At 65.0% G+C, this 14,519-nt stretch carries 14 protein-coding genes and 1 tRNA gene; 8 read left to right on the top strand and 7 right to left on the bottom strand.

Annotated elements, in window-relative coordinates; all coding sequences use genetic code 11:
• Window positions 1-11 precede the first annotated feature (11 nt).
• Both KVS69_RS06535 and KVS69_RS06530 read right to left on the bottom strand, forming a co-directional pair.
• Window positions 12-590, bottom strand: coding sequence for an energy transducer TonB (locus tag KVS69_RS06535; protein WP_217537531.1), 579 nt, complete (start codon window positions 588-590; stop codon window positions 12-14).
• Between the two features lie 243 nt (window positions 591-833).
• Window positions 834-1,466, bottom strand: coding sequence for an energy transducer TonB (locus KVS69_RS06530; protein ID WP_217537530.1), 633 nt, complete (start codon window positions 1,464-1,466; stop codon window positions 834-836).
• A 115-nt stretch (window positions 1,467-1,581) separates the two neighbouring features.
• On the opposite strand from KVS69_RS06530, the gene serS reads away from it, so the two are divergent.
• Window positions 1,582-2,862 carry a serine--tRNA ligase gene (serS, locus tag KVS69_RS06525; protein ID WP_093536014.1) on the top strand — a complete coding sequence of 427 codons (1,281 nt, stop codon included), beginning with the start codon at window positions 1,582-1,584 and terminating at the stop codon, window positions 2,860-2,862.
• A 157-nt stretch (window positions 2,863-3,019) separates the two neighbouring features.
• Here serS and KVS69_RS06520 read toward each other — a convergent pair whose 3' ends face one another.
• Window positions 3,020-3,607, bottom strand: coding sequence for an NAD(P)H-dependent oxidoreductase (locus KVS69_RS06520; RefSeq protein WP_184126984.1), 588 nt, complete (start codon window positions 3,605-3,607; stop codon window positions 3,020-3,022).
• Window positions 3,608-3,731: 124 nt separating this feature from the next.
• Between KVS69_RS06520 and KVS69_RS06515 the strand changes: the two genes are divergently transcribed.
• From KVS69_RS06515 to KVS69_RS06505, 3 genes are all read left to right on the top strand, one after another.
• On the top strand, window positions 3,732-4,724 hold the full coding sequence (locus KVS69_RS06515) for a LysR family transcriptional regulator (RefSeq protein ID WP_068854691.1): 993 nt from the start codon (window positions 3,732-3,734) through the stop codon (window positions 4,722-4,724).
• A gap of 79 nt (window positions 4,725-4,803) precedes the next feature.
• Window positions 4,804-4,893: transfer RNA gene (locus KVS69_RS06510), tRNA-Ser, on the top strand.
• Window positions 4,894-5,255: 362 nt separating this feature from the next.
• Window positions 5,256-5,552 (top strand): hypothetical protein, encoded by a 297-nt coding sequence (locus KVS69_RS06505; protein ID WP_217537529.1) that lies wholly within the window; start codon window positions 5,256-5,258, stop codon window positions 5,550-5,552.
• Between the two features lie 60 nt (window positions 5,553-5,612).
• On the opposite strand, the gene KVS69_RS06500 is transcribed toward KVS69_RS06505, so the two are convergent.
• Window positions 5,613-5,972 (bottom strand): hypothetical protein, encoded by a 360-nt coding sequence (locus tag KVS69_RS06500; RefSeq protein WP_217537528.1) that lies wholly within the window; start codon window positions 5,970-5,972, stop codon window positions 5,613-5,615.
• A gap of 191 nt (window positions 5,973-6,163) precedes the next feature.
• Window positions 6,164-6,334, bottom strand: coding sequence for a CsbD family protein (locus KVS69_RS06495; protein WP_068852760.1), 171 nt, complete (start codon window positions 6,332-6,334; stop codon window positions 6,164-6,166).
• Between the two features lie 201 nt (window positions 6,335-6,535).
• On the opposite strand from KVS69_RS06495, the gene KVS69_RS06490 reads away from it, so the two are divergent.
• Window positions 6,536-7,444, top strand: coding sequence for an NAD(P)/FAD-dependent oxidoreductase (locus KVS69_RS06490; RefSeq protein WP_217537527.1), 909 nt, complete (start codon window positions 6,536-6,538; stop codon window positions 7,442-7,444).
• A 29-nt stretch (window positions 7,445-7,473) separates the two neighbouring features.
• Here KVS69_RS06490 and KVS69_RS06485 read toward each other — a convergent pair whose 3' ends face one another.
• Window positions 7,474-10,188: a UvrD-helicase domain-containing protein gene (locus tag KVS69_RS06485; protein ID WP_217537526.1), complete on the bottom strand. Its 2,715-nt coding sequence runs from the start codon at window positions 10,186-10,188 to the stop codon at window positions 7,474-7,476.
• 135 nt (window positions 10,189-10,323) lie between these two features.
• On the bottom strand, window positions 10,324-11,544 hold the full coding sequence (locus tag KVS69_RS06480) for an MFS transporter (RefSeq protein WP_093536040.1): 1,221 nt from the start codon (window positions 11,542-11,544) through the stop codon (window positions 10,324-10,326).
• 86 nt (window positions 11,545-11,630) lie between these two features.
• On the opposite strand from KVS69_RS06480, the gene KVS69_RS06475 reads away from it, so the two are divergent.
• The 3 genes from KVS69_RS06475 to KVS69_RS06465 all read left to right on the top strand — a co-directional run bounded on the left by KVS69_RS06475 (window position 11,631) and on the right by KVS69_RS06465 (window position 14,294).
• Window positions 11,631-12,173 carry a D-Ala-D-Ala carboxypeptidase family metallohydrolase gene (locus KVS69_RS06475; protein ID WP_217537525.1) on the top strand — a complete coding sequence of 181 codons (543 nt, stop codon included), beginning with the start codon at window positions 11,631-11,633 and terminating at the stop codon, window positions 12,171-12,173.
• Between the two features lie 156 nt (window positions 12,174-12,329).
• Window positions 12,330-12,590 (top strand): hypothetical protein, encoded by a 261-nt coding sequence (locus KVS69_RS06470; RefSeq protein ID WP_093536000.1) that lies wholly within the window; start codon window positions 12,330-12,332, stop codon window positions 12,588-12,590.
• Window positions 12,591-12,620: 30 nt separating this feature from the next.
• Entirely contained in the window at window positions 12,621-14,294 is a 1,674-nt protein-coding gene (locus KVS69_RS06465) for a type IV secretory system conjugative DNA transfer family protein (protein WP_095362704.1), read from the top strand.
• Window positions 14,295-14,519 lie beyond the last annotated feature (225 nt).

Below are 14,519 nucleotides of genomic sequence, written 5' to 3'. Positions count from 1 at the left end.
ACAGATGAGGGTTACCGCTGCTCGGTGCGGAAATCCACCGGCACGCGTACCACGCTGGCCACGGCGCGGCCGTTGTGCATGGCCGGTTCGAACTTCCAGTCACGCACGGTGCTCAGCACTGCACGGTCCAGGTCGCGATCACGACCGCCGCTGCGCTGCACGATATTGGCGTCGGTCACCTGGCCGCGCGGGTCCACGTTGAGGCTGGCAATCACGCTGCCTTCCACGCCACTACGCAGCGCGGTCCGCGGATACACCGGCTTGGCATTGCTGCTCAGCGGGCGCGCATCGCGATCGCGAACAACCGGAGCAGCACGGCGCTGCGTGGTGGCAGGCGCCGCTTCACGGCTGGCCGGGGCCGGCGTCACCGCCACCGGCGTCTCGGTAGCAGGCAGCATGCGTTCCCCGACCGGCGCGCTGGCGCCTTCATCGGGATTGGCATAGCGCAGCCACACCAGCGCGGCGGCAAACATCGCGACGATCAGCGCGATCCACAGCAGGGGGGAGGTACGACGGCGGCCCGGCTCGTCAATGATGTCGCGCTGCTGCTGCGGCGACGAAGGCATCTCGTGTGCATGGGTAACACTCATGGCGGACTCCTGGTGTCGAGTTGACAACGCCAGTCTTGCCTGAGCCGGGTTGCGGGTGTGTCACCGATGCGTCAACGCGATGAGTGCATTCCCGTCGAGGTTCAGCATCATGAGCCGGACCTTTACGCGGAGCTCGCGCGGTTTTCAAGTGTGTGCCCACTAACAGTGGGCACCTACCAGTGGACACCCAGCCGTGGGCACCTGCCCGTGGGCAGCTACCAGTGGGCATCTAGCCGCGCAATTTCACTGCGCTTTGAAATCGAACGGGACTTCGATGCTGCCCGGCACCGCGATGCCGTTGCTCTGCGCCGGCTGGAAACGCCAACGGCGCACGGCGTCGCTGGCAGCGCGATCCAGGTCACGCGAGCCGCTGCGCTGGATGATGGTGACGTTCATCGGGTAGCCGGTCGCGTCCACATCCACGCGCACCACCACGCTGCCTTCCACGCCATTACGCAGGGCGGCAGGCGGGTAGGTCGGTGGCGGCGACTGGTCGGCAATCGGCTGCGGGCGGTCGCCGGCGGCCATCGCCACCGGGGCGGTTTCCGGCGCGGCAGCGGCCGGGGCAGCCGGTGCCGGCGGCGGAGCGGTTTCGACCAGCTGCGGCTTTTCGTCTTCCACCGGCAGCGGCTTGGCGTCAGGCATGTCGCTGGACCCGGCCGCGGCGGGCAGGGGTTCGGGCAAGGGTTCGACCTGGGCCACTTCCTGCGGGGTCTGCGCGGGGCCGGCCTTGTAGAAGTCGTTGTTGCGGTTGCCCAGCCACACGGCCAGGAACAGCAGCACGCCGACGCCAAAGGCGATCCCGGCGATCATGAGGCTGCGGCGGGGCAGCTGGAAGGTGATGTTCTTGCCAGACGAGGAACGGGAAGCGGACATGAGCCATACCATGGTGAACCCCCCGATTCTGCCACGCCGGGAATGAACCGGGCGGCAGAAAAGCCGATTACAGGCGATAATCCCCCTCCAGACCCGTACTTACCGCCCAAACGCCATGCTCGATCCAGCCCTGCTCCGCCAACAACCCGCCGAACTCGCCGAACGCCTGCGCTCCTCGCGCGGTTTCGAGCTGGACGTCTCCGGGCTGGAGTCGCTGGAAGCCGACCGCAAGCGCATCCAGATCCGTACCCAGGAGCTGCAGAGCCTGCGCAACAGCCGCTCCAAGGCCATCGGCCAGGCCAAGGCCAAGGGCGAGGACGTCTCGGCGATCATGGCCGAAGTGGCCGCCTTCGCCGACGAACTCAAGGCCTCGGAAGTCACCCTGGACGAGCTGCGCGAGAAGATTGAAGCCATCGCGATGGGCATCCCCAACGTACCGGCCGACGATGTCCCGTACGGCAAGGACGAATCGGAGAATGTCGAGCAGAAGCGCTGGGGCACCCCGCGCAGCTTCGATTTCCCGGTGCTCGACCATGTCGAACTGGGCGCCCGGAACCAGGGGTTGGATGGTGAAGCCGGCGCCAAGCTGTCCGGTTCGCGCTTCACCGTGCTGCGCGGCCCGGTCGCGCGCCTGCACCGCGCCCTGGCCCAGTTCATGCTCGACCTGCACACCGGCGAGCACGGGTATGAGGAAACCAACGTCCCGGTGCTGGTGAACCCGGAATCGCTGCGTGGCACCAGCCAGCTGCCCAAGTTCGAAGACGACCTGTTCAAGACCGCCGTGGGCGAGTCGACCCGCTACCTGATTCCGACCTCGGAAGTGTCGCTGACCAACATCGTGCGCGACGAAATCGTCGATGCCGAGCGCCTGCCGCTGAGCATGACCGCCCATTCGCTGTGCTTCCGCGCCGAAGCCGGCAGCGGCGGCCGCGACGTGCGCGGCATGATCCGCCAGCACCAGTTCGAGAAGGTCGAGCTGGTCACCGTGTGCGCCCCGGCCGAGAGCGAAGCCGAGCACCAGCGCATGACCCGCTGCGCCGAAGTGGTGCTGGAAAAGCTGGGCCTGCCTTACCGCAAGGTGCTGCTGTGCACCGGCGACATGGGCTTCTCGGCAATCAAGACCTACGACCTGGAAGTGTGGCTGCCCTCGCAGGACACCTACCGCGAGATTTCCTCGTGCTCCAACTGCGGCGACTTCCAGGCGCGCCGCATGCAGGCGCGCTGGCGCAACCCGGAAACCGGCAAGCCGGAACTGGTGCACACGCTCAACGGCTCGGGCGTGGCCGTGGGCCGCGCGATGATCGCGGTCATGGAAAACTACCAGAACGCCGACGGCAGCATCACCGTACCGGATGCGCTCAAGCCCTACATGGGCGGCCTGGAAAAGATCGCGTAACAGCAGAAGCCCGCCGAAAGGCGGGTTTTTTTGCGCGTAGCCGCCTGAAAAAGAAACGGCCCCGCAGAGGCGGGGCCGCAGGGTGGGCCGGATGGGGGAGGGGGAATCCGGCCCGGGCAGGGCGTCCGACGAGGACTCAACGCCTGCCCTGGAACACTCAGGCTTCGGCCAGTTCTTCGAACTCGGCGGCCGGCAGGCTGGCCAGCGCTGCGGCAATGGCTTCTTCGCGGTGGGTCGGCGAATACGCAATGCCTTCGGCACGCACGAATTCGACATTGGTGATGCCCATGAAGGCGAACACCTGGCGCAGGAACGGCTCCTGGAAGTCAGCCGGCGAATCGGTATAGATGCCGCCACGCGAGCTGGCGATGATCACGCGCTTGCCACCGGCCAGGCCGACCGGGCCATTCTCGGTGTACTTGAAGGTGCGCCCAGCCACCGCCACGCGGTCGATCCAGGCCTTCAGGGTCGACGGAATGCTGAAGTTGTACATCGGCGCGCCGATGACAATCACGTCTGCGGCAAGGAACTGCTGCATCACCGCTTCGGCATCGGTGGCTTCGGCCGCGTCCACCTGGGCCAGCGAACCACTACTCAAATGGGGAATGGGATTACGATCGAGATCGCGGTAGGTTACATCGAGGTTCTCAACGGTCTCATTGAACCGTGCGACGACGGCCGCGGACAGCTGGCGGGAAACCGAGTTGTCGCCCAGCACGCTGGCATCAATGTGAAGAAGCTTCATGGCAATCACCTGTATCCGGGGAGGGGCGGTCAAGGCGCCGCCGACGGAAAGCAGGCTAGGTTGTTGCGTCGCTGGGATAAAGGTGGTTGAATACCACGTATTGTTCTATATCTGGAACTTCGGTATGCACGACCTCAACGACCTGTACTACTTTGCCATGGTGGTGGACCACGGCGGTTTCGCCGCTGCCGAACGCGCCTTGGGCATCCCCAAATCCCGTCTGAGCCGCCGTATCAGCCAGCTGGAAACCGATCTGGGCGTGCGCCTGCTGCAGCGCTCCACGCGCCGCTTCGCGGTGACTGACGTCGGCACCAGCGTACACCGCCACGCGCAGACCATGCTGGCCGAAGCCCAGGCCGCCCGCGAAGTGGTGGACCGCCTCAGTGCCGAGCCACGCGGCCTCGTGCGCGCCAGCGTGCCGGTCTCATTGGCGCAGATGCAGCTGCCCAAGCTGCTGCCGAAGTTCCTGGCCCAGTACCCGAAAGTGCGCCTGCAGCTGAACATCAGCAACCGACGCGTGGACATCATCAACGAAGGCTATGACGTCGCCCTGCGCGTGCGCTCACGCCTGGACGATGACGGCAGCCTGGTAATGCGCAGCTTCGGCCAGGTGCAGGAACTGCTGGTGGCCAGCCCGAAATACCTGGATCGCGCCGGCCGCCCGAAAGATCCCGATGAACTGGCCAACCACGTCACCCTGAGCATCAGCGAAGACGAAGCCCGCCAGCGCTGGGAACTGCACGGCCCGGAAGGCGCGGTGCGCCGCGTGGACCTGCAGCCGCGCGTTGCCGGGTTCGACTTCCCGCTGCTGCAGAGCATGGTCAAGGACGGCTTCGGCATCACCATGCTGCCCGAGACCGTCTGCGCCGACGCCGTGCGCAGCGGCGAACTGGAAGTGGTGCTGCCGGAATGGTCGCTGCCGCAGGGCATCTGCCACGCCGTATTCGCCTCCCGCCGCGGCCTGCTGCCGGCGGTGCGGGTGTTCATCGATTTCCTGGCCGAGCACCTGCCGCCGCAGCTGGAAGCGTCGCGCCTGGACTGCGGTGGGGCGTGCGAGCGGGCCAAGGAGAAGATCCGCGCCAGCGCCCTGGGCGCCCTGGCGGTAGACGCCGGCTGACGCTGCCGGGGTCGGCCTTGGGTAAACCCGGCCGACCATGCGAGAATACGCGCCCGGCCCCGGCCGGCGCGCGACATCCGGAGAGATGGCCGAGCGGTTTAAGGCACCGGTCTTGAAAACCGGCGAAGGGTCATTCCTTCCGTGGGTTCGAATCCCACTCTCTCCGCCACTAGATGCTAAAAAAGTGATCTGGATTGAGATCTTGATTTGAGTCGATTGGAAGGCAGGAAGCATGCAGAGGAATCACTCGCATGCGCATCGCTCGTCGTCTGAGCCGGCCCGCCACCGGCCGCTGGTCCTTCGTCCAGCGAGTCCACGTCGATCTTCACGTCGTGCTCGACTGCCGGCTTATCTAGCGTACCTTCCGGACCAAAGATCTGGCCCACGCCACGTGCGTGCGGTCGTCCTTTCATCGGCTGGGCTCGACTCTTCGCATAGTTGAAGGATCAACGAGTCGTCAAGCTCAGCAAGACGGATGCTGACCTGGTCATCACTCGATTGACGGGCACCGGGGAGTTACAGGAGCCCCCGTTGAACCGGAGCGGCTCCCCAGACGCCACGGTCAACGAGCAGTGGCAGATCGAGAGCCCTGGCGCTGTGGAATCCATCCTTGTTCTTGAGTTGTTTGCGTTTATCGCCTTGTGTCTGGCGATGATGGCAAGCGGCAAAGCAGTGGTGATCTTCTCGCTGATCACTATAGTTTTAGTCATCTGGATTCCATTCCAAGCCAATGCGGGGAACCGTTTGACCCGGGCCCTAAGCATCGCGCTCCCGATTGCTGCTATAGCAAGGACTGTCGTTCACTTCCTGCCAAACCCTTCGCTTTAGGAGCTGAACTACATGAATGTGCTTGGATATTTCGCGGCGGCGGCCTTGGCGGTCTATGCCTCAAGCCTCATGCAGGCGGCGACGCAGCGCCCCCACCGCTGCCGCGATAGCCATCGCGGGCACCGCCAGCACCGCTGCGTATACCAGTCCGGCCAGAAACATCGGGCCAAAGCCCGACGCCATGGCCGCCACTGGCACCTCCAGCGCCATGAACAGCAGGCCCCACAGCCACGCATGCCGGGGAAAACACGCGCCTAGAGCCGCAGCGATCCCCAGTGCGATGGGATAGACGACGGTCCAGAACGCGGGCGCGTCCCAAGGCTCGCCCCCCGGAGTTCGCCAGGCCACCAGTACCCAGAACACGATGCCTACCTTCAGCGTGACAGCACTTGCTGCAAGAAAACTGCCCGATATCCGCATAGTTATTCTCCCGCACGAACATTCAGCATGCCCCTGTCACGTTGACGGTGTATGACCAGCACCGGCAGGCGTTTTGCGTATCTGGCGGAAAGCGCCGGATGTCGAAGCAGAAAACGGCAAAAAGAAAACGCCCCAGGAAGGGGCGTCTTTCATGAGGTTGACGCAATGCCACGCCATGCGTGGCACCGGCATCAATGGCGCGCGTTATCGCGGGCCTTGCCCACGTCGCTCTGCACCTTGCCGACTTCCTTCTGGACCTTGCCTTCCAGTTCCTGCGACTTGTCGCCGGTCACCTTGCCAGCTACTTCCTTCACGGTGCCCTTGACCTGGTTCTTCGCGCCTTCAGTACGATTCTTGTCCATGTTCAATTACCTCGTGGTTGAACCCGTTGTGGGTGAATCGATCCTGCTTGGAACCCGGTAGCGAAGCAGTGAATCCCGGCCTCACGCGGCGCGAACACTAGGCAACTGTTCATTTGACGCTGCGTGCCGCAAGCACGTGAGCGGTACTTCACGCGGCAACCGTATGCTGCCGAAATCCATCTACACAGGTACCACCCGCGCATGAGCCGTACAGCGGAAGACCATTTCGACGTCATCATCATCGGCGGCAGCTACGCCGGCATGTCGGCCGCCCTGCAGCTGGTCCGGGCCCGGCGCAGCGTGCTGGTGATCGACAGTGGCCTGCCGCGCAACCGCAATTCCCTCGAAGCGCACGGCTTCATCGGCCGGGAAGGCATGCATCCGGCGGAAATCGCCGCGCAGGCGCGCACCGAACTGCTTACTTATCCCACCGTGACCTGGGTGGAGGGCAAGGCCGCGAGCGCCCGCGTCGTGGAGGAAGGCGTTTCGTTCGAGGTGGACTGCGACGACGGCCGCACGTTCGCCGCCGACCGGCTGGTGCTGGCATATGGCGTAACCGATACCTTGCCGCCCGTCGATGGCCTTGCCGAGCGCTGGGGACGCAGTGTCTACCATTGCCCCTACTGCCACGGCTATGAGTTGTATGAAGGCAACATCGGCGTGCTCGGCTGCGCCAAGGATGGTGGCGTCGGGCAGGCGCTGCTGCTGTGCGACTGGGGAAAGATCACGCTGTTCTGCCCGGACCCGGGCAGCATCGACCCGGACAAGCGCGAGCGGCTCGATGCATGCGGCGTGGTGATCGAATCGACCCGCGTCCAACGTGTCGAAGACACGGCGACCGTAGTGCTGGCCGACGACCGCCGTGTGGTGCTCGATGCGCTGTTCCTGCTGCCGACGTCGACGTTGTCCTGCGACCTGGCCGAACAGCTTGGCTGCGAGCTGATGGATGCCGGCTGCATCACGGCCGATTCGGCCAAGCAGACCACGGTGCCGGGCGTGTTTGCCTGTGGCGATGCCGGGCGGATGGCCGGCAGCATCGCGTTGGCGGTGGGCGAGGGTGCGTTGGTCGGGGTTGCGGTGCACCGGTCGCTGTTGGGATTGCTTGATTGATTGATGCGTCAGCCACGCATGGCGTGGCGCTACCGTGGTGCCGTTGCCGCCGCCGTGTGTCGCGGTTTGTACTGGCAGCGCGGGTAGCCCGAGCATGAGGCGAACTCACCGTAGGACCCGCTGCGCTGCACGATCACCCCGCCATCGCACGCCGGGCAGGCCTGCTCGCGGATCGTCTCGCCGTTGGCGGCCGTGATCTCCACGGCGCCATCGTGGACCAGCTCGTCGAGGAACGGCGAGCGTTTGCCCTGCACGGTAAACATGACCACCGCGCGTCGCGCACGGGTCAATGCGACATAGAACAGGCGGCGCTCCTCGCTGAGCGGATACGCATCGGCATGCGGCATTGCCAGCGCGAGCACCGGATCATCGGCGCGGGCACTGGGGAAGCTGCGGTCGAGCATGGCCGGCAGGATCACGATATCGGCCTCGGCGCCCTTCGCGCGGTGCGCGGTGAGGAAGCTCAGCTGCAGGTGTGCGCCGAAGCGCGCCGCCCAGTGCGAGGGAAGGAACGCGCGCTCGGCGTTGTACCGCCCTACGATGAACACCGACAACCGGCCATCGCGGCCGGGCGCCATGGCCCCGCTCTGAAGCTGCTGCTGCAGTCGCTGCAGGTACTGGTAGATCGCATCCTGCAGGCGGTCGCGCGCGGCCACCTGGAAGGCCTGCAGGACCGGGCCCTGTGCCGGTGCGAGCGAGCGCACCTGCTTGGCGATCTGCCCGGGGTTCCTTGAAACGAAGCGGCTGGAGGCGTCGCACAACGCCTGCGGGCAGCGGAAGGTGCGGGTGAGGTGCAGGATCTGCGACGGCCCGAAGGTCGCTTCGAAGTGGGTCATGCAGCTCACATCCGCGCCGGCGAAGCGGTTGATCGACTGCCAGTCGTCGCCCACCGCGAACAGATACCGCCCTGGCGCCTCCACCAGTGCCCGGCACAACCGCGCACGGGCACGCGAGGCATCCTGGAACTCATCGGCCATCACCAGCAGATAGGGTGATGCGTAGCGGCCCTGTTCGAGATGTTCGGCGGCCTGGTTGAGCATGTCCTCGAAGTCGATGGCATTCTCGGCAGCCAGCGCATCGTCCCACGCGTGCAGGATCGGCGTGGCCAGTTCGAGGAACAGGCGGTAGCGGTGCTTGAAGCGGTCCTCGGGCAGCTGGCGCAGGCGCTCGGCGAGGTCGGCCACGGCAAGGCCGTTGCTCTTGGCGTGGCTGATGAAGGTACGCAGCAGGCCAATGAGGTCGCTGTCCGGCATCGGCTTTGCACCCTCCGCAGGCAGCTCGCGGTCCGGGTTGGGGTCGAGCCGGATGCGGTGCGCGCTCAACGCCGTTTCGAGTGCCTCGAACAGCGCGCCGCTGCGCAGCTGCCCGCTGCTGGTCTGCAGTTGCATCGCATCGCGGCCGCGCGGGTGCGGATCGGCGCCGTCACCCGTGCGATGCGTGTGGTACAGCGTGGTGCCCGGATAGAAGAAGTCCGCGCGACCCGGTTGCCAGGTATCGGTGGTGGTATCCAGCACCGGGTGCGGTTCGTAGGTGTATTCAACGCCGTTGTAGAACAGCCAGTCGGCAATCACGCATTCTTCGATGTTGCCCACGCGTTCGCCACGAAGCGTGCGCACATAGCGGTGACCCTCGGCGTCCCAGCCGTCGGCCGGCGCGGCCTGGCCCTGCGGCGGCAGGTCGCGCGCGAACACCAGCCGGAACATGTCCCACTGCGTGCGGAAGTGCAGCGACCGGTCCTTGAGGCGGTCGATGATGTCGGCCAGCTGTTCGAATCCCTGGGCGGCGTCCACCGCCCACGCAGGCACCTCCGGCATGCGCCCGGTGACCTTGCCGATGATCTGCCGACCGAGCGCGTGGAAGGTACAGGCGGTAACGTCGCCGGCAGGCAGGCCCAGCCGCTCGAAGGCGGCGCTGGTGCGCTGCTGCAGTTCGCCGGCCGCTTCGCGGTTGAAGGCCAGCATCACGATCTGGTCCGGTGCCATCAGGCCGCGCTCGACGGCGTAGGCGGCCTTGGCCACCATCGTCGAGGTCTTGCCCGAACCGGCGGCGGCCACCACCAGCATCCGGCTGTCGAAGCACAGCACCGCGCGTGCCTGCTCGTCGCTGAGGGGCAGCCGTTCCACGTGGCTCAGCAGCCCCGCCGCATCGGTCCGTTCGCGTTGCAGGTGCGCTTCGTTGCGTGACGCCCACACCGCCGTCCAGTCGTCCGACCAGCGCAGCAGGTCATCCTCGATCACCGCAGCGGTCCCATCAAGCTGCGGGCGCAGCGCAGGATCGTCGAACACCGCCCACAGCGCATCGTCGTCCAGCGCCAGCACCGGGCGCGCGTGCAGCAGCGCATGCTGGTGTTCCTGGGTCAGCCAGCGGTCCGCGGCATCGGCACCCGCCATCACCGCGTCGACCTGTTGCAGCCACTCACGGATCTGCGCCAACGCTGCATTGGCCTCGCCCACCGCGTGGTCCTGTCGATGGACGTGCGCACTGGCGCTCCACAGCGCTTCCAGTTCGTGCGCCTGCGCGTTGGGGAGCCCGCCCAGGCGAAGCTCACCCTCGTCGGTCGACATGCACAGCGTGGTCCATACCGCACCGCGCTGCAGGTGCCACGCCTGGGTTGCGCTGACCGGCAGGGAATACACCTGCGCGTCGACGGTGAGCTCGAAACGGTCATCGAGCCGGCGCAGCCGCCAGTCCGGCGAACGCGAGAGGCGTCGGCCCCACGGGGAAGGGGACCAGTCGTGGATCATCGGTACATCCAGGAAAGCGGGCCACGTACCGGAACGGGCCGGCATCGGGGAGAGGTGGGCCGCCATGATAGGAAAATCCCAACAAAAAAGCCCCGCCGGAGCGGGGCTTCTTCAGCGCGGCGCCACGTTTGCGGATCAGCGCTCGCAGGCCACCACCGCACCAGTGCGCGACTGGCGCTGCACCAGTACTGCCACGACCCACAACAGCAGGCCGCCCAGCGCGGTGGCCGCACCGACATAGCCGGTCACGGCGGGGCTGAAGCCGGCGCCGATAGCCAGGCCACCGAACCACGGGCCCAGCGCATTGGCGGTATTGAACGCGGCATGGTTGGACGCCGCGGCCAGGGTCTGCGCTTCGCCCGCCACGTCCATCAAGCGGGTCTGCAGCACGGCGGCGAGGGCGCCCATGGTGCCTACCGCGATGATCATCGGGAAGATCGTCCACACCGAATTGGCGGCCAGCGGATAGGCCAGCAGCACCACGATCGACCACAGCAGCACGATCGCGGCCGCCCGGAACTGGAAGCGGTCCACCAGCCAGCCACCGGCGACATTGCCGATGATCGCGCCGATGCCGAAGATGCCCACCGCCACCGGCATCCACGACTCGGCCAGGCCGGTCACCTGCACCAGCGTCGGCGCCAGGTAGGTGAACACGCAGAACATGCCGGCAAAGCCCACCGAGCCGATCGCCAGCGCCAGCCACACCTGTGGCCGGTTGAACGCGCGCAGTTCGCGCATCGGCGAGGTGCGCACTTCATCCGGGTCCGGCAGCAGGAAGCGGGCAATCATCAGCACCGTGGCAATCGCCAGCACGCTCACCAGCGCGAACGCGGTACGCCAGCTCAACTGCTGGCCCAGCCAGGTGGTGAGCGGATTACCGACCAGGATCGCCACCGACAGTCCAAGCAGCACCTTCGATACGGCGGCGCCACGTTGCGCCGGCGGACTGATCGCGGCGGCCACCAGCATGGCCACGCCGAAGTAGGCGCCGTGCGGCAGGCCCGCCACGAAACGGGCAATCAGCATCGTCAGGTAGTCCGGGGCCAGCGCGCTGGCCAGGTTGCCCACGGCATAGAAGCCCATCAGTCCCAGCAACAACGTGCGGCGTGCATACCCCGCGCCGGCGAACGCCAGCACCGGTGCTCCCACCACCACGCCGATGGCATAGGCACTGATCAGGTGGCCGACCTGGGTCTCGCTGATCGACAGCCCGCGGCTGATCTCCAGCATCAGGCCCATGCTGGCGAATTCGCTGGTGCCGATGGCGAAGCCGCCGAGCGACAGCGCCAGGATGATCAGCGTGCGCTGGCGCGCGGTGAGGCGCGCGGCCAGGGGGAGGGGAGTGGGGCTCATGGGCAGCAGGCGGAGAATGAAGCGGCCCATTGTACTGCTGCGGCGCAACATATGGCCGGAATCAAGGTATCCGGTGCTGGAATGCTGTGGCGTGGCCGCTGGAACCGGGGATCGGTTTCGCCTTTTCTTCACGCGATCTTCACGTCGGCGAGGTGCGCACGCTTCACGCTTGGACCATCCCATTCCGCGTGTGGATGCCGATGCTGCTGACGCCGAACTTCCATCTTGAAGAGTTCACCCGGACCGCGACAGGGCTGCCCAACGTGCCCAACCGTGCAGAGCGCGCCGCACTACAGGCTTTGGCTACAAACGTGCTGCAGCCGTTGCGCGATTCAATTGGTAAACCGGTGTACATCACGTCCGGCTTCCGCTCGGCCGCGGTCAATCGCGCCGTAGGCGGGGTGGCTGGCAGCCAGCACCGCAGTGGCCAGGCCGCAGACATCCAGGTGGAGGGGATGAGCTCCATGGCGCTGGCGCGACGCATCGTCGAACTGCAACTTCCGTTCGACCAGCTCATCGAAGAATTCGGTGAGTGGGTGCATGTGTCCCATGCACCGCAACCTCGGCGGCAACAACTGACCGCAGTGAGACGTGCGGGACGTACACGCTATCTTCACGGCTTGCGATGAGTGTTGAACGCGATCTCGTTACATTGTCCCGCCACGCGCAACATTGTTGCGAGTACACCTGTATTCACAGCTGTATTGTAAGTAATTTCTGATTGGCATCGCCGTAAACGTGCATTAGCATGCGCGCATTGGCATCGACCCGAGGGAGCGTGCGTGATGGTGCAATTCCCTCACGCACTGCGGGTAGATGGCAGGTTTCAGCTGGTGGCTTTGACATATTCGCCGGTCTACAGTCCGGCCGATGTGTTCGGCTTCGCCGTCCTCACTTCCGACGGCGCGCGGCTGACCGATGTGGTGTCGCTTGATGAGGCGCACCTGCACTGGTCGCTGTTGCGCGAGGAAGCGAAGACGGCCCTTGGGGAAGTTGAAGCAACCGGTACACGCGCGGCGCCACGCAGGCGTCGGCGTCAGTCGTAGCGCCTTCGGGCGCGTCATGGAGGATTGGGTTTGTCCACGCAGAAGATCGTTGTCACCGCTGTTGTCATCCTCTTGACCGCACTTGTTGGCTACTGCCTTGCCGGCTACCTCACGCTGCTGTTCCTCGGCCTCGATACCGGGCTGTTCAAGTGGAATACCTATTACCAGTACGTCCAGGCGATGGACCAGCCGGCGGTTGCGCCGTACCTGACCAAGATCAAAGCGGCGGGCGTGGTGGGTTTCAGCCTGCCGATCGTGGCCTGCCTGGTTGCGCTGTTCTTCGTGCTGAAGCCGAAGAAGAAATCCCTGCACGGCGATGCCCGCTTCGCGGAAGCCGCCGACCTGGCCAGGCACGGTCTGTTCAAGAAGACCGACAACGGCATCGTGGTGGGCAGCTTCGGCGGCAAGCTGGTGCGCCTGAGTGGCCAGCAGTTCGTGATCCTCGCCGCGCCGACCCGTTCGGGCAAGGGCGTGGGCGTGGTCATTCCGAACCTGCTCGAGTACGGCGAGTCGGTGGTGGTGCTGGACATCAAACAGGAAAACTTCGACCTCACCAGCGGCTGGCGTGCCAGCCAGGGCCATGAGGTGTTCCTGTTCAATCCGTTTGCCGAAGACCGCCGCACCCATCGCTGGAACCCGCTCAGCTACGTCTCCGACGACCAGGCCTTCCGCGTCTCGGAACTGATGAGCATCGCCGCGATGCTGTACCCGGATGGTTCGGACGAGCAGAAGTTCTGGATCAGCCAGGCGCGCAATGCGTTCATGGCCTTCACCCTGTACCTGTTCGAGAACTGGGACGACGAGCGTCGCCAGGGCTTCCCCGGCGGGCAGGGTACGCCGACGCTGGGCGCGGTGTTCCGCCTGTCCACCGGCGATGGCAGCGACCTGAAGAAGTACCTCAAGGCCCTGTCCGAACAGAAGTTCCTGAGCGGCAATGCGCGTTCGGCATTCGCCAACCTGCTGTCGCAGGCCGATGAAACCTTCGCGTCGATCATGGGCACCTTCAAGGAGCCCTTGAACGCCTGGATCAACCCGGTGCTGGACAAGGCCACCAGTGCCAATGACTTCCTGCTGACCGACCTGCGCAGGAAGAAGATGACCATCTACATCGGCATCCAGCCCAACAAGCTGGCTGAAAGCCGATTGATCATCAACCTGTTCTTCAGCCAGATCATCAACCTCAACACCAAGGAACTGCCCAAGTCCAACCCGGACCTGAAGTACCAGTGCCTGCTGTTGATGGACGAATTCACCGCGATCGGCAAGGTGGACATCATCGCCTCGGCGGTATCCTACATGGCCGGTTACAACGTGCGCCTGCTGCCCATCATCCAGAGCATGGCCCAGCTCGACGCCACCTACGGCAGGGACGTCTCGCGCACCATCATCACCAACCACGCCTTGCAGATCCTCTACGCGCCGCGTGAGCAGCAGGATGCCAACGACTATTCGGAAATGCTCGGCTACACCACCGTGCGCAGGAAGAATGTCACGCACGCCCGTGAAAAGACCCACAGCTTCACCGAAGAGCGGCGCGCGCTGATGCTGCCGCAGGAGCTGAAGGCGATGGGCAACGACCATGAGGTGTTCCTCTACGAGGGCATTCCGCATCCGGTCAAGTGCGACAAGATCAAGTATTACCAGGACCGCTACTTCACATCGCGTCTGTTGCCGAAGACGTCGGTGCCGACGTTGGATCTGTAATCGTCATATGTGAAGGCATGTGACGTGCGTCAAAGAAACGCGGGATGAACGTTAAAAAATTGTCGCTTTTGACGTTGATTTGACGCGAATGTGTGGCATCGTATTTGTGATGGACGTTCTGTACGTCATGAATTTGTTGTTGAGACCAGTGCTGGAAGACATGCACTGAAGCAGTCAAGAGGAACATGGATGGCTTTTCTCGGGTTGGGTGTGCAGGCGCAGGGG

Origin of the sequence: Stenotrophomonas sp. GbtcB23 (genome assembly GCF_019091045.1) — a bacterium.
GTDB lineage: Bacteria > Pseudomonadota > Gammaproteobacteria > Xanthomonadales > Xanthomonadaceae > Stenotrophomonas > Stenotrophomonas rhizophila_A.
Note: the sequence above shows the minus strand (reverse complement) of the source record. Positions and strands in the feature narration are given on the sequence as shown.

Bases quoted from the DNA above. Each gene is read 5' to 3' on its own strand.
- KVS69_RS06535 (WP_217537531.1), bottom strand. From the start codon at position 590: ATGAGTGTTACCCATGCACACGAGATGCCTTCGTCGCCGCAGCAGCAG.
- KVS69_RS06530 (WP_217537530.1), bottom strand. From the start codon at position 1,466: ATGTCCGCTTCCCGTTCCTCGTCTGGCAAGAACATCACCTTCCAGCTG.
- serS (WP_093536014.1), top strand. From the start codon at position 1,582: ATGCTCGATCCAGCCCTGCTCCGCCAACAACCCGCCGAACTCGCCGAA.
- KVS69_RS06495 (WP_068852760.1), bottom strand. From the start codon at position 6,334: ATGGACAAGAATCGTACTGAAGGCGCGAAGAACCAGGTCAAGGGCACC.
- KVS69_RS06490 (WP_217537527.1), top strand. From the start codon at position 6,536: ATGAGCCGTACAGCGGAAGACCATTTCGACGTCATCATCATCGGCGGC.
- KVS69_RS06500 (WP_217537528.1), bottom strand. From the start codon at position 5,972: ATGCGGATATCGGGCAGTTTTCTTGCAGCAAGTGCTGTCACGCTGAAG.
- KVS69_RS06485 (WP_217537526.1), bottom strand. From the start codon at position 10,188: ATGATCCACGACTGGTCCCCTTCCCCGTGGGGCCGACGCCTCTCGCGT.
- KVS69_RS06515 (WP_068854691.1), top strand. From the start codon at position 3,732: ATGCACGACCTCAACGACCTGTACTACTTTGCCATGGTGGTGGACCAC.
- KVS69_RS06520 (WP_184126984.1), bottom strand. From the start codon at position 3,607: ATGAAGCTTCTTCACATTGATGCCAGCGTGCTGGGCGACAACTCGGTT.
- KVS69_RS06480 (WP_093536040.1), bottom strand. From the start codon at position 11,544: ATGAGCCCCACTCCCCTCCCCCTGGCCGCGCGCCTCACCGCGCGCCAG.
- KVS69_RS06470 (WP_093536000.1), top strand. From the start codon at position 12,330: ATGGTGCAATTCCCTCACGCACTGCGGGTAGATGGCAGGTTTCAGCTG.